Here is a 21,274-nt window from a genome sequence, read left to right as displayed (position 1 = left end):
GTCAGAAAGGTTATGAAGCCTTTCGCATAAGGTGACGTATTCAGCCATTTAAAATACCTCTGCTATGGCAACAAGGTATGGCACAAAAATACTGATACGTCAGTCTGTCTGGAGCTTACGCCCTGCTCCCATATTCTTCTTCTATGATATCGAAACCCATTAGTTTTCTGACTCCTTGGGTTTGTCTTCTTCCGGAAAGCTGGGAATCAGTCCCCAGGCTTTTCCAGTAGCTACAGGATCAAATGATTCAGGGTGGTTCTTTACCAGTTCGTTCAGTCTTTTTTCGCCCACCTGTGAAGCTATTTGTGCCTTTTCATCTTTGGTGGGGATAATTGACATAAGGTTGTCAGTAATTCTTTGAAGCTCCTGTTTATCTCCACTTTGTGCAGTATTTTCTGCTGCTGATAAGAAGTCATGTGCGAGTTCATCTCTATAACAAATATAAGAATTTCTTTTATGAAGCCATAAGACTACTTGCTTTATTACGTCAGGAGTCTTCTGTCTTAGCCAATGAGATTCAGAAATATTTAATATACCTGTTTGGCATTCTTCAGCATTTGCTACGGCTGAAGCCAGCCATAGAAAGAAAACTGTGGTAACAGCCCTACCTTGTCGCATTGCTTACACACTCCCAAACCTTGATATTGGCATAATTATGGGATCGTATATCCCAAGTTTCACTCTGGCTCTTGAGGTCTGTTCTCTTCCGGAAAGCTGGGAATCAGTCCCCAGGCTTTTCCAGTAGCTACAGGATCAAATGATTCGGGATGGTTTTCTAAAAGGTTATTTAACCTCCTAGTTCCAACCAGTGATGCAATTTTCTTTTTTCTCTTTTCTGTAGGAACCATTGACAGGGCTATATTGATAGTTAGATCAAGCTCTTCTCTACTGTTGTTTTCAGCAGCCTTTTCTATTGCATCTAAAAGGTCATTTCCCATAACGTTTCGATCGCAGAAATAGGTGTTTCTATAGCTCAACCATAAGAGGAGTTTTTTTTGAGTGTCTACCGTTTCTTGCCTTAGCCAATGTGAACTCGGCAAATCCAGTATGCCTGTTCGACATTCCTGAGCCTGTGCTGAACTCAGAACCACAATCGCAATGATAAAGAGAGCAGTTTTTCTACCTGGTAGCATTCTGAATACACTCCCAAAATAGTCTGTTTTTTTGATTATGGGAGTCCGAATAAAGGGATTCACTTGAGGCTATCTCCCATATTCTTCTTCTATGATATTTATTGATAGACTTAAGCGCCTGCTCAAACGCAAGCCAGTCATAAGTCAACGCATCAAAGGTGGTTTTTCCTTTCGGGGCGGGCTCTACAAATATCTTATAGAGAGGAACGGTGCTGACGAGTGTTTTTAGTGTGTTGGACAGCTTTGTTTGTCTTTCGATTTTTTTGAGAGCTTTTACTGTTTGCTCATCCGGCTCAAAGCTTCGAATATCGCAGTACTTCTTTACATCCAATGTGGTAGCCCTTCCGTGCCTGGTCTTCTGTATTTATTGTTGAAAATGGACTTTTTAACAGATTGTCAGATACGCATCTTAACGTGAACGGGAGGGTGGTGAAAGGCTCGGTTTAGTGATGGTCAGGTGTTCTTGCCAGACACCATATATCCACACGCTTCACTCCGTGCTTTTTCAAGAGCCGGGTGATTTCAGAGACCGTTTCACCGGTAGTCACCACATCATCCACTATGGCGAGATATTCATAATCGGGTGTGCCTGTCAGTGAGAATGCATTTTTAATATTACTCTTTCGTTTTGACGCCTGCAGACCCTGTTGTGGATCTGTATGTTTCTGTCGTCTGATCAGATGAGTTTCCAACTTCATTTTCTGATAGGCATGAAGGTTTTTTACCAGTTGCCTCGAGAGTATTAGCGTTTGATCGAAGCCTCTGGTTCGCAAACGCTTGTTGTGAAGTGGAACAGGCAGGATTGCCTGAGGCCACTCTCGGCCATCGTATTGATGAAGCAGGGTGCGGCTCAATTGGTGAGTTAGAGGAGAAAGGTAGATCAGTTGCTGGTGATGTTTGATTTGTTTGAGAAGGTGATCGATAGGAAACTCGTAATTGAAGGCAGAGTAACAGCTATCGAATACCGGCTTTTTCTGAAGGCAGCGGGCGCAGAATTCTGAAGAACTGGGTAGAACCGGGATACCACAGGACTGGCAGTGTTTTTCTGCAACAGGCAGTGAATGTATGCACAGTCTACAAACTGGCTGATTCATGGGTGTATCAGCTCTGCACAACAAACAGCTAATAGAAATAAATTGTCTAAATTTTAGCCATTTGTAAACTCTGTTACGTTTTAACAATTGACGCATAATTTCATTTTATTATCATCGTTCATGTTTTTAATCTCGATTTTTAATAATTGAGCCGCTGACCAACAATAGAGAGAGCTCCTTCAGGGACGCATCAGTGAAAAACATGACTAACGTTTCAAGCCTCAAGGACTCAGGTTCCAGCGCACTGCGCCATGACTGGACATTCGACGAAGTCGAAGCCCTGTTCCAAATGCCGTTCAATGATCTGATCTTTCAAGCTCAGCTGGCGCATAGAGAACACTTTGATCCTAACCGGGTGCAGGTTAGTACACTGTTGTCCATCAAGACAGGTGCCTGCCCGGAGGACTGCAAATATTGCCCACAGAGCGGTCACTACAACACCGGTCTGGACAAAGAAAAATTAATGGAGGTGCGTAAGGTTCTGGAAGAGGCCCGTCGGGCAAAAGCTTCCGGGGCAACGCGCTTCTGCATGGGCGCAGCCTGGAAAAACCCTCCTGAGAAAGATATGCCTTACATCCTGGAGATGGTAAAAGGGGTTAAGGAGATGGGGCTGGAAACCTGTATGACCCTGGGCATGCTGAATGAAGAGCAGGCCGGAGTGTTGGCCCAGGCCGGTCTTGATTATTACAACCACAATCTGGACACCTCACCGGAATTCTACGGTAGCATCATCACCACTCGAACTTTCTCAGACCGTCTGAATACTCTTGCCCATGTTCGTGATTCAGGCATGAATATTTGCAGTGGTGGCATCGTAGGTCTGGGTGAAACGGAAAGAGACCGTGCTGGTATGTTGATCCAGCTGGCTAACTTGCCCAAGCATCCGGAAAGTGTGCCTGTGAACATGCTGGTTCGAGTAGAAGGTACGCCCCTGGCTGATGTTGAGGAAGTAGACGGGATCGATTTTGTTCGCACCATTGCGGTAGCCAAAATCATGATGCCTGCTTCCTGTGTTCGTCTGTCGGCAGGCCGTGAAAATATGAGTGATGAGCTTCAAGCTCTGGCTTTCCTGGCCGGTGCCAATTCAATTTTCCTGGGTGACAAGTTGCTGACCACTGCCAATCCAAAAGAGAGCAGTGACCGACAGCTGTTTAACAAGCTGGGCATCAATATGGATGACACCACTGAGCTGGATGAGCAGGAATTGGCACAGATCTGTCCACTTCGAGAGCGAGACTCTTTATTGAACAATGAGCAATACTTCGATGCTATGGGTCAGAAGGCTTCCTGATGACTTTCGACCTTGAGAAGGACCTTCAGGCTCGCCGGACCCAGGGGCTCTATCGCGCACGAAAAACCCTTGAGGTGCCTCAAGGAGCGGAAGTGGTGGTGGATGGAAAGCCCTATTTGGCTTTCTGCAGTAATGATTATCTTGGTTTGGCGAATCATCCTGAAGTCAGCGCTGCCATGGTGAGAGCGACTTCGGAATATGGTACGGGTGGAGGTGCTTCTCACCTGGTGATCGGCCATAGTCGTGCACATCACCAGCTGGAAGAAGAGCTGGCGGCATTTACGGGTCGAGAGCGGGTTTTACTTTTTTCCAATGGGTATATGGCGAATCTTGGTGTCATCAGTGCTCTGTTAGGAAAAGAGGATGCTGTTTTTCAGGATCGTCTGAACCATGCTTCTCTACTGGATGCTGGGTTGTTATCGGGTGCCCGGTTCCAGCGTTATCTTCATAATGATGTGGCGAACCTTGAAGCCCGATTGCACAGGGCGGATGCAAGGCGCAAGTTGATAGTCACTGACGGTGTTTTTAGCATGGATGGTGATTTAGCCCCTCTGAAAGAATTGTCAGAGTTGGCGCATCGTCATGATGCTTGGTTAATGGTGGATGATGCTCATGGTTTTGGCGCCCTGGGTGAAAGTGGCGGTGGTGCGGCTGAATATTTTTCCCTGGGTCAGGAAGATTTGCCGGTTCTGGTAGGCACTTTGGGCAAAGCTTTCGGTACGGCAGGTGCTTTTGTTGCGGGCAGTGAAGCTTTGATTGAAACACTGATTCAGTTTGCTCGCACCTACATCTACACAACGTCTATGCCTCCGGCCGTAGCAGAAGCCACCCGAACCAGTCTAAGAATTTTGAAAGAAGAAAGCTGGAGGAGAGAACATCTGAATCAGCTGATTCAATTCTTCAGAAAAGAGTGCAAGCGGATGGGATTGGAACTCATGGACTCGCACTCTCCTATTCAGCCTGTTATTGTCGGGTCTGCTGATACCGCTGTGGCCATGAGTGAAGCTCTGGCAGCACAGGGTATCCTGGTGACGGCCATTCGTCCCCCCACGGTTCCCAAAGGAACTTCAAGGTTACGTATTACCTTCAGTGCCGGTCATGAACAAAAACATGTAGAGCAGCTACTGGATGCACTGGAGAGAACGGTACGCCCGTTACAGGAGGAAGTAGCATGAGTTTACCCATTGTTCTGGTCAGTGGTTGGGCGATGCCTGCAACTATTATGGAGCCTCTGGCTGAGGCTTTAGATGGTGATGGTCGTGCATCTATCGTGCAGTTACCTGGACTGGTCTGGGAACGGGGCAAGAAGTATGACTGGAAGCAGTTGATGAACTATCTGGACATGCATCTGCTGGAGACACCGGTCATTCTGGTGGGCTGGTCTTTGGGAGGCACTCTGGCGTCCATTTATGCCAGCCAGAATCCGGATAAGGTAGCGGGTTTGGTAACCCTGGGGTGTAATCCCTGTTTTGTGCGTAATTCGGATTGGTCTGAAGCCATGTTGCCTCAGACTTTTGAGAGCTTTTATGCAGGTATGCAGGAAGATTCAGTCGCGACGGTTGACCAGTTCTCACTGCTTTGCAGCATGGGAAACACTAATCGTAAAGAAGTGCTGAAAACCCTGCAAAGTGCAATTAGCCGGGATGCAGACCTGGAATCAACTATTCTTTTGCAGTTGCTGCAATTATTGGGGGCCAGTGACGTTCGTTCCCAGCTCTCCGATATTCGCTGCCCTGTTATTCACTGCTTTGGTAAGGATGATGCATTGGTGCCCTCCGATACCGGCAGCAGAATTGAGAAGGACTACCCGGGACACAAGGTTCTGATGATGGACGGCGGTCATTGTTTCTTTCTTGATCAGAGCTCAGGTGCCATTAGACAGGTAGCTGACCAGGTTAACCGCTTATGCAACCGAAGCTGAAAGTAGCTGATTATTCGATAGAAACTCGAATCAACAAGCAACGTGTTGCTGCCAATTTCAGTCGCGCAGCAAGCACTTATGATTCAGCTGCAGTGCTTCAGAGTCGTGTTGCATCAAGAGCCATGATGGGACTGCCTACCGATAGCTGTCCTGAACATGTACTGGATCTTGGGTCAGGAACGGGTAGCCAGACTTCTCTGCTTTCCAGCCACTTTCCTGATTCTCATGTTACCGGGCTGGATCTGGCTATGGGCATGCTTAAATTTGCTCGTTCCCAGTGTGACTCAGCGTCCTGGTGTTCCGGAGATATTGAGTCGCTGCCGTTTAAATCAAACAGTTTTGATCTGGTGTTCTCCAGCCTGGCTATTCAATGGTGCTCATTTGAAACGGTGCTGGATGAGCTTTATCGGGTGCTCCGGCCCGGTGGTGTCTTTGTTTTCTCCAGTCTGGCCAGTGGCACCATGACAGAGTTGGGAGATGCCTGGCAGCAGGTGGACAGTAATGTTCACATCAACGGGTTTGAAACGTTTGAAAAACAGAAACAGTGGGTTCTGGAGTCAAGCTTTAAGCAGCAATCTTTCAAGCAGCAGACCGAGACGCTCTACTATCCTGAACTGTTTCAGTTACTCAGAGAACTGAAAGCGCTGGGGGTGAATACCGTTCACAGTCGGCAACCCGGTTTGATGACCCGAGGTCGGTTGGCCAGGCTGCAGGAAGCCTATGAACCTTTCCGGGTGGATGCTGGTTTACCCCTGTCCTATCAAGTGTTGTACGGGATTTTGAGAAAACCTGCCCATGCCTAGAACATTTTTTGTCACTGGCACCGATACCGATGCCGGGAAGACCTTTGTTACCTGTGCAATGCTTCAGGCTGCCAATGAGAAAGGGTTGAAAACCCTCGCTTTGAAGCCGGTTGCTGCCGGATCAGATGACACTCCAGACGGTCCTAGAAATGATGACGCTCTTAACCTCATGAGTGCCATGAATATTGAGATGGGCTATTCACAAGTCAATCCGGTTCTTTTTGAACCTCCTATTGCACCCCATATTGCAGCTCAGGAAGAAGGCAGACGAGTCACAGTGGATCGCCTGACAGGCTTTTGTCGAGGAGCCTTGATGACCCGCCATGATCTTTCCTTCATTGAAGGCGCTGGTGGTTGGCGAGTACCTCTGAATGATCGGGAGATGCTGGCCGATCTGGCTAAGGAAATGAATCTTCCGGTGATTCTGGTGGTGGGTATGAAGCTGGGGTGTATCAGTCATGCTCTGCTGACGGTAGAGTCTATTTTGCAAAGTGGCTGTACGTTGGCTGGTTGGGTGGCTAATCAAATCGATCCCAATATGAGCCGTTTCCAGGAAAATGTCGAAACCCTGCAGCGTACAATTAATGCTCCCTGCCTCGGTGTTGTTCCCTGGTGCTCTGATGATCAGCAAAATGATGCTGTCGCCAGTCTTGATCTCTCTCCCCTGAATATCTGATTCTTATCTCAAGTGCAGGAACCCTTGTGGTTCCTGATTCATATCAGTTTCGTCGCTCTCTTCCGATAAAAACAGTAGTGGATATTGGAACTGAATCTTATGGTCAGGAAAGTCGACGAGACGCCTTCATATCAACCTGCCTCTGACACCTCTCCCCAGAAGGCTCAGCCAAGGTCAGTCAGGTGGAAAGGACGTTTTAAAGTCAGTGTTCCTGAAAGCGTGAAAAAAAAGCTGAACAACCTGAAGAGCAATCCTTTCAAGCGTACTTCAGGGCAGCGAAGAATTAAAAGAATGACTATGGAGGAGTTCAAGTTCCGATTGGGTCTTATAAAACCCTCTAACTGGGCCAGTCGGGCTGTGCCACGATTAGATACCCAGATCAAAGGTCAGGTTGATACTGCCTTGTCTTCCCTGAGAGAGGGGAAAACAGAAGCGTTCATGGAAGGTATCTTCTCTGTGCGACAGCTCATGCATCAGAGAGCTTTTTACACGGGGGAAGGTCATGCTCAGGAAGATTTTCTGAACAGTATTGAGGCTGAAATACTTAATCATCCAGAGGAGTATACAGGGCGTCTGCTGGCTGAGTTTGCTGATTCTGACAGCTATCTCAACCGTCTGCGTGAGGCTGTGGATAAAGCTTATGAAGAGTTCAGAAGCGGCGATGTACTGGCTTCCAATCATCTCCTTACATTATCCAGTGCCAGAAGTTTTCTGGTTAAGCTGGGTCAGCTAACCTTGGGAAAAGAAGCTTCTGAAGTATGGCTGCGAACAGATAGCGAAAGTGATAACGACATTCTGCACAAAGTGAGCGAGACGGTGAGCCACTTACCCCCAGGAAGACTCCACTAAAAAACTACTGATCAGGTATCTTTGCAAGCACCACGTTTTTGCAAGATAAAGCATGAACAATAGTTGACATTTGTTGTAAGCGAACGTAAGTTTCAAACAACTGTTTGAAACTGGTACTATACTCTTAATAAAACCAGTTCATTGAATAAATATAAGAGAACCCAGAGGTACCGTTATGCCAGAATATAAGGCCCCCCTGCGCGATATCCGGTTCGTACGTGACGAGCTCCTAGGATACCAAGAGCATTACGCTAGTATCCCCGGTGGTGAAGAAGCTACCCCTGATATGGTTGACGCCATCCTTGAAGAAGGTGCCAAGTTCTGCGAGCAGGTTCTGGCTCCTCTGAATCAGGTCGGCGATGAGCAAGGCTGTACCTGGTCTGAGGACGGTGTAAAAACACCTGATGGCTTTAAAGATGCCTACATGCAGTATGTCGAAGGTGGTTGGGCTTCTCTGGCCAGTGACCCTGAATACGGTGGTCAGGGTCTGCCTTACTCTCTGGGTCTGGTTCTCAGCGAACTGATGGGTGAAGCTAACTGGTCCTGGGGTATGTATCCAGGACTCAGCCACGGTGCCATGAACACTCTGGAAGCCCACGGTACTGAAGAACAAAAGCAAACCTATCTGACCAAACTGGTATCCGGTGAGTGGACCGGTACTATGTGTCTGACTGAGCCTCACTGTGGTTCTGACCTCGGTATGCTGCGCACCAAGGCTGAGCCTGCTGCTGATGGTTCTTACAAGATTTCGGGTACCAAGATCTTTATTTCTGCCGGTGAACATGACATGGCAGACAATATTGTCCACATCGTTCTGGCTCGTCTGCCAGGTGCTCCTGAAGGTACCAAAGGTATCTCCCTGTTTATTGTGCCCAAGCACTTGCCCGGAAAACACGGTGAGAGCAATGGTGTAAGCTGCGGTTCCATTGAGCACAAAATGGGTATTCACGGTAATGCGACTTGCGTCATGAACTTTGACGAAGCGACCGGCTACCTGATTGGAGCGGAAAATCGTGGTCTGAACTGCATGTTCACCTTTATGAATACCGCTCGTCTGGGTACAGGTATTCAGGGTTTATCCCACGGTGAAATCGCCTATCAGGGTGCTCTTCGTTATGCCCGTGAGCGTTTGCAAATGCGCTCTCTGAGCGGTGCCAAGAATCCTGACGGTCCGGCAGATCCAATCATTGTGCACCCTGACGTGCGCCGTATGCTGCTGACCATCAAAGCCTTTACTGAAGGCAATCGTGCTTTGATGTACTACACAGCCAAGAAAGCGGATCTGTTGCATAGTCCTGATGAAGCTGTGAGTGGGCAGGCTGACAAAGAGCTGGGTTTCCTGACACCTATCCTGAAGGCATTCCTGACCGAAACCGGCTTTGAATCTGCCAACCACGGCGTTCAGTGTTATGGCGGTCATGGTTACATCAGTGAGTGGGGTATGGAACAGAACGTTCGTGACTGCCGCATCTCAATGTTGTATGAAGGAACGACCGGTATTCAGGCTTTGGATCTGCTGGGAAGAAAAATCTTCCAGACCGGTGGTGAATCCATGAAGCCTTTCACCAAGGAAATTCACAAATTCTGTCAGACTCATGCCGAGAATGAAGACCTGAAGGCCTTTGTTGAGCCTCTGGCTGCCATGAACAAGGAGTGGGGCGATCTCACCATGCAGCTGGGTCTGAAGGCGATGGAAAACCCTGATGAAGTGGGTGCGGCTGCCGTCGACTTCCTGATGTACTCTGGTTATGTGACCTTGGCTTACATGTGGGCTGACATGGCTCGCCTGGCCCAGGAAAAACTGGCAGAAGGCAATACTGAAGAAGGGTTCTACAAGGCCAAGATTCAGACCGCACGTTTCTACTACGAACGTATTCTGCCAAGAACTTTAGCTCATAAGTCAGCCATGCTATCTGGCACAGAAAATCTGCTGGATATGGCTGAGGAAGATTTCGGCGACATTTAATCACCGACTCATCTTTAGAAAAAGGGTTGCTTAGAGCAACCCTTTTTTTGTGGTAAAAAATCATCCCTTGGGTACGAAGCAGGCTTCTAGGGTGTCTCATCCAGTATGACAAAGCTGAGCAGTGTGGCAGGTAAGGCAATTAGCATCACAATGTGTATAACCGGATTGATGAGCATTAAAAGTCCGGCTGCGATCCAGATATTTTTCACAATCTTCTTTTTAGCTCGATAAGAGCCAGTGAAGGTACGACGATAAAAGTGGTTGGCCTCAGGCGACTGGTTCTGCATCCAGTCGGGTTGCCATTTAATTTTCAACATAATGCTGAGCAGGGAAATCAGATACCGCATAGTCATTCCTTTGAAATATGCGTATTAAAGTACCTAACTGGTTGTTTTCGCATTGTTATGAGTGACGGCTCTTCCCATCCTGTTGTGTTACAGCTTTGGTTTCGTAGCTAGGAGCCTGTCGGACTTAAGGCTATTTCGGCCTGAATTCCAGAAAGAACGGCCCAATTATTCGATGAATTCGATTAAATAGGTCAACTATTCTCACGAATCCATCGAATAATTCGATTCGTTCTACTGAAATTTATGCTCGAAAGCATAAGTCCGACAGGCTCCTAGGGCTACGCTACCACTGCTGTGCCTGAAGGATGAAGCAATCCACTCGTCAAAAAGTTCGAAACATTCCTGGGTACTTACTTTAAGTTAACATGAAAAAAATCATAATCCGGTGATTTTTTCCGGATACTCTTTTGAGTCTATCGTCTATTTGTTTTTGCCTAACCTCCATCGCTGGTCTATAAAAAAATACGTCAATAATCCTTTTTCAAAGACCATGGAGATATAACAGCCGCATCAGGAGCTGTATTAGGCGAGGCGATGAGCACACAGAAAATACTAATAAACCCATTATCGGGCTTTTCCAGGCGATTCATTAATTCTTTCTTACAGGTGATTTTGATTCTTCTGATTCCCTGCAGCGTGAAAGCCGCAGAGAAAAGCGACATTAACTTTGGACTACAGAGCCACCCGAGACAATCCCAATGGCTGGAGCCTGCCGGTGTCATGCTGGCCGCTGATACCGATAAGGACGTGGTGAATTCCGATGTTGATGAATCTGCTACAAGCTCGGACGAAGTTTCTGCTCCTTTAGATCTCGACACATTCTCTCCCTACAACAGTTTTGAACAGGAGTCGGGATGGGTCGATCAAATCTGGGGGCGTCCATCCCGGGATCATATTTATCTGGGAATGTGGACGCTGCATCTGGATCCTGGCGATGATCAGGAAAATAATAACGAGCTGATTGGTTTCACCTACAAGGGTTATTTTGGGGGAACTTTTATTAATACTCACAGTGACCGGGTATGGTCAGCTGGCTGGCAGCGTACTCTGTTTCAGCAGAAGTACGGTGAATTTGATGTAGAGGCAGGCTATCGTGCAGGTATTATGTATGGTTACACAAAATATCTGACCTTGTATGACACACGTTTCTTTCCTCTGCTTCAGGCTGTTCTGGACATCGATTACAAAGGCTTTGGTGTTGAGCTCTCCTGGGCTGGAGTCGTTTTAACAGCAGGTTTCTATTACCGTTTCTGATGACGGAAATGTTTCACGAAAAGCGTTTTTAGCTGGTTTCAGGAGCCACAGGTAACTACTGTGGCTTTTTTGTAGCTAAAAATTCAAACGTTAGTTTAAAACATTTCTTTTAGACCCCTATTCTCTAAGGTAAAATAAGAGAACACTTGACTAAAAACACTATAACTCCAGGAGTGTCCACCATGGCAGATTATCAGGCACCTCTCCGTGATATGCGCTTTGTAATGTACGAAGTTTTCAATGCGGATAAACGTTGGGGTCAGTGGCCTGCTATTCAGGAAGTGGTTGATCGTGAAACAGCTGATGCATTCCTGGAGGAGGGAGCCAAACTGGCTGCAAGAACCGTTGCCCCTCTGAATAGAGAGGGTGATGAAGAAGGTTGCCACTGGAGCGAAGAAGGTGTCACCACGCCGAAAGGTTATAAACAAGCCTACCAGTTATTTTCAGAGGCCGGCCTGACAGGGATTGGTGGCAATCCTGAGTACGGTGGTATGGGGATGCCAAAAGCCCTCAGTGCTCAGTTTGATGAGATGTTCAGCAGTGCCAGCCTGGCATTTATTCTCTATCCCAGTCTGACTTCTGGTGCGGCACTAGCTATTGATGCCCATGCTTCTGAAGAATTGAAATCATTGTATCTCCCCAGGCTTTATTCTGGAGAGTGGACTGGAGCCATGTGTCTGACAGAGTCACACAGTGGTACCGATCTTGGCATTATCAGAACTCGCGCAGAAGATAATGGTGATGGTTCCTATAACATCACGGGAACCAAGATTTTCATTACAGCCGGTGAGCATGATCTGACTGAAAATATCATTCACCTGGTTCTGGCCAAGTTGCCTGATGCGCCTGCAGGACCCAAGGGCATTTCCATGTTTCTGGTGCCAAAAGTACATGTTAATGAAGATGGTTCTTTGGCGAATAGAAACGAGGTCCAATGTGGCTCTTTAGAGCACAAGATGGGGATCAAGGCTTCAGCGACCTGTGTTATGAACTTTGATGGTGCTAAAGGGTATCTGGTTGGAGAAGCAAACAAGGGTCTCAACGCGATGTTCACCATGATGAACTACGAACGACTCTTTGTGGGTATTCAGGGGTTGGGCACCAGTGAAATGTCTTATCAGTCAGCCCTGGAATATGCTCAGGATAGAATTCAGGGTCGAGCGGCTAAAGGTCCTCAACAGCCGGATAAAGCAGCAGATCCGATTCTTGTGCATGGTGATGTTCGAAGAATGCTGTTGAATATGAAAGCTCTGAATGAAGGCGGGCGAGCTTTCTCAACCTATGTGGCGACTCAGCTCGATACTGCCAAGTTCAGCCCGGATGAAACTGAAAGAAAGCAGGCTGCTGATCAGGTGGCGCTTTTAACACCAGTCGTCAAAGCCTTCCTCACCGATATGGGGTTAGAGAGTTGTGTGGCTGGCCAGCAAGTATTTGGAGGTCATGGCTACATACGTGAATGGGGTCAGGAACAGCTGGTCAGAGATGTACGCATCGCTCAGATTTATGAAGGCACCAATGGTATTCAGGCTCTGGATTTACTGGGTCGCAAGATTGTCATGAATGGTGGCGCCTACTTCAAACAATTTGCTGAGAATGTCAGAGGTTTCATTGCTGACGGAGAAGGCGATGAGTTTGCTGCGCCATTGGAAACTGCTTTGGCTAAACTCGAGTCTCTGACCAATGAACTCCAGAATCAGGCTGCAACAGATCCGAATACCGTTAACTCCAGTTGTACTGATTATCTGCATGCTTTCTCCTATGTCTCTTATGCCTGGATGTGGGCCATGATGGCAAGAGAAGCGCAGACTCAGTTGTCTGCAGGTACCGAGGGAGAGAGCTTTTATCAGGCGAAAATTATCACAGCTCGATATTTCTACAAGCGCTTACTACCTAAAATGGAAGGCTTATTAATCACGGCGGCTTCTGGAACTGAAGAGCTTTATGGTTTATTGGTTGATCAGTTCTGATAACTATTTTTTTTCTTGAGAATGAGATGATTTTAACGATATTTTAATAAAGAAAGCCTTTCTTCACTTGAGTGTTGAAAGGCTTTTTCTTATTGAAGGCAACAAGTTGTAAGTCTATTGCAAGACAAGTGTTGCTATTCTTCAACTCGGATAACTTTGCATTCCTGACCAATTGTCTATAGTTAAATTAATGGGCTTTTAATCTACATGGAATGTAGAGGCATGGAAGCAAAATAATGAGCAGGACGCTCACAGGGAGTCGCCCAGAATAATTAACCTCGCTCTGCGAGGTTTTTCTTTTTGGGGAAGGTATTTATAGTCTCTTAGAGAGATTTAAGTGCCAAGGTCGTTTTCTTCAAGGCATTTTCCAGTTTAGGGATGAATCGGATCGCTTCTGAAAGTTGATTGTCTTTACCCAGTTTTTCAACTTCCAGTGAAATGCCGGCTAACAGCGATGCTCCAAGGTTATTACTGCTGGATTTTAATGTATGGGCCGCCCGAATCATAATTTGGAGGTCAGCTTCTTTTGAAGCATTCTGGATATCTTTCAAGAGTGAGGGAGCATCTTCAAGATAACTATCTACAAGACTGTCGAACTCTTCTTCCATGATTTCTTTTAGTGTATTCAGAGTCACCATATCAAGAACCGGATCCTGCTCTTCTTGATCCAGGTAATCTTCATCTGAAGTAGCTTCGGAAACAGTATCTGACTCTGTATTGTCATCAAGATCATTGATTAACCATTGAGCCAGTTTGTCCTTGAGGGTGTTAGCCTTAATAGGTTTACTTAGATAATCGTCCATACCGGATGCCAGACATTTTTCCCTGTCTCCCTGCATGGCATTAGCTGTCATAGCAATAATTGGAATTCGTGGAAGGTTGTGAGTACTTTCCCGTTTGCGTATTAAACTGGTGGCTTCATAGCCGCTCATTTCCGGCATTTGGCAATCCATGAGTATCAGGTCATATTCCTGCTTTTGACTCATTGTTACCGCTTCCTTACCATCTGCCGCAATGTCAGGGCTGTTCAATCCAATCTTTTTCAGCATGCTGACAGCCACTTTCTGGTTAACAATATTGTCCTCAACCAGAAGAATTCGAATATGATGGCTGAAAGCATTTTCTTCAACATGAGCTTCAACCATTTCTGTTTGCTGGATGTGATGTTCATGCATGACTTGCATGGTGGTATCCAGCAACCGGGATTGACGGTAGGGTTTGCTTAGGCAAGCAGAAATGCCGACTTCTTTTTGTTTTGCGCGGGTAATGAAGCCAGAGGAACTCAGCATGATTCTTCTGGCTTTGGCTAGTTCTGGATGTTTATCAACAGCCCTTGAAAGTGCGAGCCCGTCCATCTCTGGCATATCCATATCGAGGAGAATCAGCTCGTAGGGAGCTCCTTCCTCAGCGGCTTTATACAAGGCAGTCAGAGCTTCCTTGCCGCCACTGGCTTCTGAGTGATCAATGCCCCATGCGGTCAGGTAATGTCTGAGAATTTCTCGATTGGTCGCGTTATCATCCACGATCAATGCTTTAATGCCTTCCAGAGCGTGGCTTATATTCCGAGGTTTAACAGCCTGGGATTCAGAGACATCCAGATCCAGTACAAATGAGAAGGTTGAGCCCAAATCCAGTGCACTGGATACCTCTACGTCACTCCCCATCAGCTCTACCAGCTGTCGTGATATAGTGAGTCCGAGACCTGTGCCTCCAAACTTGCGGGTGGTACTGCCATCAGCCTGGGTAAAGGCTGAAAACAGGTTTGGAAGTACATCGGGGGCAATGCCAATACCAGTATCTTCTACTAAAAATTCAACTTTGACCTGATTCTCCCTGGCTTTCAGCATGTTAAGTCGGACAACCACTTCGCCTTCTTCGGTAAACTTGACAGCGTTACCCACCAGGTTGGTAAGAACCTGCCTCAGTCGTACAGAGTCGCCTTTCATTATGCTGGGCAGGTCAACATCGGTATAACAGCTTAGCTCCAGACCTTTCTCTCTGGCTTTTCCTGCCAGAAGGGCGCAGACATCTTCAGCAATTTCAGCAGGATTCATATCAATGGATTCAATTTCCATTTTGCCTGCCTCAATTTTGGAGAAATCGAGGATGTCGTTAATAATTTGCAGCAAAGCATCGGCAGAGCTGTAAGCTGTCTCTAGAAAATCCTGCTGTACTCGGTCTAGGCGGGTATCTTTTAAAAGTTCCAGCATACCCAGCACCCCATTCATTGGCGTGCGAATCTCGTGACTCATATTGGCAAGAAAAGCGCTTTTGGCTTTAGCCGCTTCCAGAGCAGCTTCTTTGGCTTCATTCAGTTCTGAAATATTATCTTTAAGTTCACGGTTGGCGCTGTGTAACTCTCTGGTTCTGTCTGCAACAGCGGCTTCCAGATTTTCACGATGTTGCTGGAGTCTCTGATCCCGCTCTTTTATTTGCATCAGCATTTCATTGAAGCAATCGTACAGTTGACCAATCTCATCGTTATCAAATTTTTGTACCTGATGATCGTACTGCTCGTTTTTGGTCATCTGGGAGATCGTATTGGCCAGTTCAGTAATAGGCTTACCTAACAGTCTTTGAAGTTTTGACGCAAGAATAGAAGCCAGAATGACAGAGATCAGAGCGGCAACCAGTGCCAGTAATAGATTTTGAGTCAGTTCTATATACAGTGGAGACAAATCACATTGAATATAGATAGCCCCAATCAATTGTTGATCGAGGACAATCGGACGGTATAGGTGGAGACGAGTATTACTGAAAATAGTGACCGGACGTTCGAAGTCCTGCAATGAAAAAGCCCAGGGGCTATGGTTGGACCGGTGATAAGCAGCAATTTCCTCACCATCGGCATTCAAAAGGAAAGCGGACTGAATATGGGGTGCACTGCTAAAACCTGTTAACAGATTTTTTGCTGAGTTCTCATCTTCAAAAACCAGAGCGGCATGAGCATTGGATCCCACTACTTCTGCCAGGGTTTCCATGTGATCAACCAGCGAGGCACGGGATTTGATCAGGTCGCTGACACTTTGAATGGATAAGGTTACCAGCAAAACTGCATACGCCGTGATTAACATGGCATAACGAAGCTTACGCTTGATAGGAAGATTCCTGAAAGTAACCATTATTTATTGCACTACCAAAAAGGGTTTTCATCCCGGATGGGATGAAAACAAGTGACTACTGTTTATTTTGAAAACGCAGCTTTCTCACGTTCAGAACTCGCTGCACTTCCTGCTCATAACTGTTTAATCAATCACCTTGGCCAGATTTTGTAATTGAGAGCTGATGTTCAGGCCTGATGCATCAACCGTTGATTTGTTGATGGTGAAATTGATCTTCTTCCCCTTCCTGGCCAAACCAATTGAGCCACCCTGTTCAGCGAATGAACGACTGTCACTGATGGTCAGAATAGGTTTGCCTTTCAGGCTACTGGTTATTTTTGAAGAAGAAGCCTGGTCAATGCTATGCAAGTAAAGAATGTCACACAGCTTATCCACAGGAGCATTCAGATCTTTGTGGGTCACAGACAGTCGTCTGCCCATGCTACTTTTTCGATTTATTTTAATCAGCTCACCATTAATCGAGCCTTCACCCAGAATACAAAGTGTGAGGCTTTGCTTTTTCTTGGGCCAGGTAACGAATTTGGTGATTTTATAGACAATGGCCGTCTTAACCCTATCCTCCGGCGTGCCAGCTTTTGCTGCAGCGGTAAAGAACAGTCCTGACAAGCTGGCAGTTATCAACAACAAGCTGATGTTCGACTTGATCATATTCATTGGCATCGGCATGAAGTTATCCTCCTTCATCCGATTAAAATTGCCAGCGAATCTGGGCGTACCATGATTCCTGGGTTTCTGTTGGAGCCATACCACTGAGTGTTTCGTAGAACTCCCTGTGGTGATCCCTGAAAAGGTTTTGTCCGACAATTGAGAACTCAACGTTGTCGCCAAACTTTTTCGCTACTCGTATATCCAGTGAGGTATTGGCTCCGATATGGGCATCCTTCAGGTTATCCATATAACGAACCCAGAAATCCAGAGACCACTGGTTAGGTAGGTTCATTGTGGATCGGATATTTGCAGTGTGGGGAGCGCTTAGATCTTCAACAATCGTTTCATTGGAGCTTAGGAATCCCGTTTTTTCCCTGTTTGGCCAAGCATCGACCTGAAGCCAGCTATAAGTTAACTGAAGTTTCCACCAGTCCTTGATCTGCCAGTCAGCGATGATTTCAAGTCCATAAGTTTTTACATCAAGTCCATTGATGAGAGTAGTCGGTATTTCAAAGAAACCAACGCCTGGATCAGTAGCGGAGCATGTGTTTTGTATTGAATAAAATGGTGAGGTAGAGCTGCCGTTGGGGCACCGATTGATATCAACATAGGCAATGATATCTTCATACTGGTTGTAAAACGCAGTGACATCAATACGGAAACTATGGCCAAATTGCTCACGGTACCCAATTTCCAGAGCAGCGAGCTTTTCTGACTCAAGCTCTGGGTTCCCTCTAATGGGCAATAGAAAAGTCCCTGAATCCTCTTGAGCAATAGTTATGCCATCAGTTTGCAAGGCAGTTTCACTGATTGAAGGAGTTTTTACAGCTTTAGAGATGGCAGCCCAGAAAGTTCTGTTTTCAGTCGGTTTCCAGGTTAACCGGGCATTAGGCTGAACCTCATATCCGGTGAAACTATTGTGCTCAAAACGTGAACTCAGGGTGAAAGTCCACTGATCGTTGAGCGTGATGTCATCCTGGATGAACGCACTGAACAATTCTGTCTGTTTGGAGTCCTTGCCTTCAAGCAGATACATATAGGAAGTATTTTTTACTTCGTACCATGTGGCTCTGTATCCTAGACCCCAGACCAGATCGTGTTTTCCCCCGAGCTGATAGTAATGCTGGAATTCAAAATCAACCGTGTCACGTTTTTCAGCAATCCGATAATCAAAGTTCTGATAGTTGTCGTAAATAGCTCTGAATGAGTAATCGTGAGTATCACTCAGGGTTCTTTTCCAATATGCCCCAAGGTTGCCACCACGTTGATCTCGACTGAGTCCCTCAACAATAAATCTATTAGCCATTTGTTGATTAAGTGGCTGGGTTTTATCATATAACCGAAGTAAGGGGCGGGTAGTACCCTCATAGAGGTCACCTTGAACGGTCATTTCTGAATCAGAGGTAACTTTCCATTCTGATTTAAAACCAGCCCTGCGCATTTTCCAGTCGTCAGCAGTATCTTTACCCTCTGCATTAACCTGACCATCCCGTTCAAAGGCTTTTACATAAACTCGGTAGAAACCTGTTTCGCCAAACTCACCACCGTGACGGAAGGCTCCAAAAGCTTTTTCCTCAGTACCACCACCTGCTGAAAGGAGGTTGCCCTGGGTGTCAGCGGCTTTCTTGGTAATGATGTTGATGACACCGTTGACGGCATTGGCTCCCCAGAGAGCGGCACCGGGCCCCCGAATCACCTCGATCCGGTCTATATCCTCCATCATGGTGTCCTGAACATCCCAGTTCACCCCGGAAAAGAGTGGCGAGTAAACGGTTCTGCCATCAATCAGTACCAACAGTTTGTTAGCGAAAATGTAGTTAAATCCCCGGGTGCTGATGGACCAGGTGTTGGCATTCAGTTTTGCTACCTGCATACCTGGCACCATTCTTAGTGCTTCAGGAATTGAAGTTACTCCGGTGCGACGAAGGTCATCATTGGTAATGACATAGATAGCGGCGGCGGAATCCATCAAACGCTGCTTTTTGCGGGATACAGAAGTGACGTCAGGAATCTCCATGGATATCAGCTCTTCAAGGCTGAGATCAAAAAGATCCTCTTCTTCTTGTGATGCTGCGATAGCTTGACTGCTTGCGAAAATGCATGTGGCCAGCAGTGTGGGTAGAAATTTGGTTTTCAAGGTTCCGCTCCATGGATCTTGAATTAATTCCAACACTGCTTAAGTTGAAGATTCAGAAAACAAAAAGGTCTTCTTTAAAACCTAGCTGATTTAGAGAGGCTTGAATTGGAAATGCTGGATTCTGTCTGGCTGACAGACAAAGGCGACTTTTGAGCGATAAAGGGAGCAGGTCTCTGATTGGTAGACCTGCTTTTCATTATTTAATCGTCTCTGGCATCCAGTACAGCAGCACCAGCATCGAGAAGGCCGGCACCACAAAGGCTGGTATTACAGGTGCCCCCCGAGAAAGACCGGGCGTTGAGTTTGATAATTTCTTCCACTCTGGCGGGAGTGATATCAGGGGTGATCGAGTACATGAGAGCAGCTACTCCGGCAACATGAGGAGTAGCCATGCTGGTACCCTGATAGTACTCGTAATTATCCTGAGTGGCGGAAGTGGCTCCGGCATTGGCAGTAGAAAGAACGCCGTTGCCGTAATAGCGTGTTTCACCACCAGGAGCTGAAATATCCACATGACTTCCGTAGTTTGAATACCAGCTGCGGTCTCCACCCCGATCAACCGCACCAACAGTGATGACATTTTTACAGTTGGCCGGAGTGGCATAAGCGGCGTTGGTGTTTTCATTACCAGCTGCAACAACAACGGTTACCCCGGCACTGACCACTTCATTGATGGCATTTTGATAACTCTGGGGGCACCCATAGGAAAAGCCTCCCAGACTCATGTTGATAACCTTCACCGGGTTGCTATTACGAGTCATACCGTAAACGTCCAGTCCTGCTGCCCAGCGCATGGCATCAATAATATCAGAGGTATAGCCACCACATCGGCCCAAAGCACGCAAAGGCATGACCTTGGCGTTCCAGGCAACACCTGCAACGCCTGTGCTGTTATTAGACTCTGCTGCAATGGTGCCGGAGACATGGGTTCCATGCCAGCTGCTTTCAGTCGGTGACGGTGGCACTGGCTTGCCGTTAGCATAGCCACAGGCGCCAGCAGAAGTTATGGCATCGCCGGAATCGGTGGCATTGCTATCACGGCCCCCGCCATCATTGGCAATCCATGAGTGAGATATAAAGTCGTGGCCTGAAACTACGTTGCCATCAATATCCTTGTGATAAACGATACCAGTATCAATCACTCCAACAACGACATTGTGACCGGTGGTCATATCCCAGGCGGCTGGAAGGTTGCTACCCGCTGTAGATTCAAAATAATGCCATTGTTCGTTGTAGCGTGAATCGTTGGGAACTCGCATGATTTGCATGATGAAATCAGGCTCGGCAAAGGCAATTTGAGGATCATCTTCCAGACCATCTGCTAGCGTTTGAACATCATTAATGTTCAGGCTACTACCAATCTCAAGAATTTCTTTGTCTTTACCGGCAGCAACACCAAATGAGCCATAGCTTACGCCCTGTTTGATGAATGCCATGGCATTGCCCTGAGTCGGCTTGGGGTGATATTTAACGATGATTCGGTCGGTTACCTGACGGGGCGCCGTTTCATTTTCCATTTCCTGAGTCGTAGCTGTCAGGGGAATGAATCCAAGAAAAATCAGTAACCAAGCAATCCTTGCTTTCATGACGAGATATCCTTACCTCTGGTTGTTATAAGTATCTAACTGATTGTTTTCGAATATTCTGGACGGTGGCTTTTCCATCCTTCTGTGTTCCAACTCTGGTTACGTAGGCTAGGCTACGTGCCCTTCGTTGTGCCTTGAAGTATGAAAAAATCTACTTACCAAAATAGAGCGAAACAACCAATCAGGTACTTAGATTGATTCAAATTAGTATGGATGAAGTTAAACAGGACGGTACTGGATCTTAGAAGAAGTGTTGTTTTTCCCGTATAGAGGGGCTATCAAATCAAGTGTTTTTAGTCAGTAGTCCCTGATCGTACTTTGGGGGGTAACTCACTTGAAGTGTCATACTAGGAGTCTGTCGGACTTATGCTTTCGAGCATAAATTTCAGTAGAACGAGTCGAATTATTCGATGGATTCGTGAGAATAGTTGACCTATTTAATCGAATTCATCGAATAATTGGGCCGTTCTTTCTGGAATT

The 21,274-nt window shown here is 46.6% G+C and carries 17 protein-coding genes; 9 read left to right on the top strand and 8 right to left on the bottom strand.

The features are described from left to right. Positions 1 to 159: 159 nt before the first annotated feature. The 3 genes from ACR2PX_RS13765 to ACR2PX_RS13755 all read right to left on the bottom strand — a co-directional run bounded on the left by ACR2PX_RS13765 (position 160) and on the right by ACR2PX_RS13755 (position 2,323). On the bottom strand, positions 160 to 618 hold the full coding sequence (locus ACR2PX_RS13765) for a hypothetical protein (protein ID WP_433999925.1): 459 nt from the start codon (positions 616 to 618) through the stop codon (positions 160 to 162). Positions 619 to 677: 59 nt separating this feature from the next. After that, on the bottom strand, positions 678 to 1,196 hold the full coding sequence (locus tag ACR2PX_RS13760) for a hypothetical protein (RefSeq protein ID WP_433999924.1): 519 nt from the start codon (positions 1,194 to 1,196) through the stop codon (positions 678 to 680). 380 nt (positions 1,197 to 1,576) lie between these two features. Continuing rightward, positions 1,577 to 2,323 (bottom strand): ComF family protein, encoded by a 747-nt coding sequence (locus ACR2PX_RS13755; RefSeq protein WP_433999923.1) that lies wholly within the window; start codon positions 2,321 to 2,323, stop codon positions 1,577 to 1,579. 106 nt (positions 2,324 to 2,429) lie between these two features. On the opposite strand from ACR2PX_RS13755, the gene bioB reads away from it, so the two are divergent. From bioB to ACR2PX_RS13720, 7 genes are all read left to right on the top strand, one after another. After that, on the top strand, positions 2,430 to 3,518 hold the full coding sequence (gene bioB / locus ACR2PX_RS13750) for a biotin synthase BioB (protein WP_433999922.1): 1,089 nt from the start codon (positions 2,430 to 2,432) through the stop codon (positions 3,516 to 3,518). Continuing rightward, entirely contained in the window at positions 3,518 to 4,693 is a 1,176-nt protein-coding gene (gene bioF / locus ACR2PX_RS13745; RefSeq protein WP_433999921.1) for an 8-amino-7-oxononanoate synthase, read from the top strand. Before bioB ends, bioF begins: the two co-directional genes overlap by 1 nt. Further along, positions 4,690 to 5,439 (top strand): alpha/beta fold hydrolase, encoded by a 750-nt coding sequence (locus ACR2PX_RS13740; RefSeq protein ID WP_433999920.1) that lies wholly within the window; start codon positions 4,690 to 4,692, stop codon positions 5,437 to 5,439. The genes bioF and ACR2PX_RS13740 overlap by 4 nt, the downstream gene beginning before the upstream one ends. Next, a complete protein-coding gene (gene bioC / locus ACR2PX_RS13735) occupies positions 5,424 to 6,242 on the top strand; it encodes a malonyl-ACP O-methyltransferase BioC (RefSeq protein ID WP_433999919.1) in 819 nt (272 codons plus the stop codon). The genes ACR2PX_RS13740 and bioC overlap by 16 nt, the downstream gene beginning before the upstream one ends. Further along, positions 6,235 to 6,918 carry a dethiobiotin synthase gene (gene bioD / locus ACR2PX_RS13730; RefSeq protein WP_433999918.1) on the top strand — a complete coding sequence of 228 codons (684 nt, stop codon included), beginning with the start codon at positions 6,235 to 6,237 and terminating at the stop codon, positions 6,916 to 6,918. Before bioC ends, bioD begins: the two co-directional genes overlap by 8 nt. Before the next feature lie 99 nt (positions 6,919 to 7,017). Beyond that, positions 7,018 to 7,767, top strand: coding sequence for a hypothetical protein (locus tag ACR2PX_RS13725; protein ID WP_433999917.1), 750 nt, complete (start codon positions 7,018 to 7,020; stop codon positions 7,765 to 7,767). Between the two features lie 175 nt (positions 7,768 to 7,942). Further along, positions 7,943 to 9,733 carry an acyl-CoA dehydrogenase C-terminal domain-containing protein gene (locus tag ACR2PX_RS13720; RefSeq protein WP_433999916.1) on the top strand — a complete coding sequence of 597 codons (1,791 nt, stop codon included), beginning with the start codon at positions 7,943 to 7,945 and terminating at the stop codon, positions 9,731 to 9,733. Between the two features lie 86 nt (positions 9,734 to 9,819). Here ACR2PX_RS13720 and ACR2PX_RS13715 read toward each other — a convergent pair whose 3' ends face one another. Continuing rightward, positions 9,820 to 10,080 (bottom strand): hypothetical protein, encoded by a 261-nt coding sequence (locus ACR2PX_RS13715; protein WP_433999915.1) that lies wholly within the window; start codon positions 10,078 to 10,080, stop codon positions 9,820 to 9,822. Positions 10,081 to 10,614: 534 nt separating this feature from the next. On the opposite strand from ACR2PX_RS13715, the gene ACR2PX_RS13710 reads away from it, so the two are divergent. Together ACR2PX_RS13710 and ACR2PX_RS13705 are read left to right on the top strand one after the other, a co-directional pair. After that, a complete protein-coding gene (locus tag ACR2PX_RS13710; RefSeq protein ID WP_433999914.1) occupies positions 10,615 to 11,334 on the top strand; it encodes a hypothetical protein in 720 nt (239 codons plus the stop codon). 182 nt (positions 11,335 to 11,516) lie between these two features. Further along, complete coding sequence (locus ACR2PX_RS13705) at positions 11,517 to 13,301, top strand: acyl-CoA dehydrogenase C-terminal domain-containing protein (protein ID WP_433999913.1); 1,785 nt, start codon at positions 11,517 to 11,519, stop codon at positions 13,299 to 13,301. Between the two features lie 323 nt (positions 13,302 to 13,624). Here ACR2PX_RS13705 and ACR2PX_RS13700 read toward each other — a convergent pair whose 3' ends face one another. The 4 genes from ACR2PX_RS13700 to ACR2PX_RS13685 form a co-directional block, all read right to left on the bottom strand. Continuing rightward, positions 13,625 to 16,423, bottom strand: coding sequence for a response regulator (locus ACR2PX_RS13700; protein WP_433999912.1), 2,799 nt, complete (start codon positions 16,421 to 16,423; stop codon positions 13,625 to 13,627). A gap of 123 nt (positions 16,424 to 16,546) precedes the next feature. Next, positions 16,547 to 17,089: a YfiR family protein gene (locus tag ACR2PX_RS13695; protein ID WP_433999911.1), complete on the bottom strand. Its 543-nt coding sequence runs from the start codon at positions 17,087 to 17,089 to the stop codon at positions 16,547 to 16,549. 22 nt (positions 17,090 to 17,111) lie between these two features. Continuing rightward, positions 17,112 to 19,208 carry a TonB-dependent receptor plug domain-containing protein gene (locus ACR2PX_RS13690; RefSeq protein WP_433999910.1) on the bottom strand — a complete coding sequence of 699 codons (2,097 nt, stop codon included), beginning with the start codon at positions 19,206 to 19,208 and terminating at the stop codon, positions 17,112 to 17,114. Between the two features lie 200 nt (positions 19,209 to 19,408). Then, positions 19,409 to 20,794: a S8 family peptidase gene (locus ACR2PX_RS13685; RefSeq protein ID WP_433999909.1), complete on the bottom strand. Its 1,386-nt coding sequence runs from the start codon at positions 20,792 to 20,794 to the stop codon at positions 19,409 to 19,411. Positions 20,795 to 21,274: the final 480 nt, after the last annotated feature.

Source organism: Endozoicomonas sp., from assembly GCF_051008435.1.
In the GTDB taxonomy this organism is placed as follows: Bacteria; Pseudomonadota; Gammaproteobacteria; order Pseudomonadales; family Endozoicomonadaceae; genus Endozoicomonas_A.
Note: the sequence above shows the minus strand (reverse complement) of the source record. Positions and strands in the feature narration are given on the sequence as shown.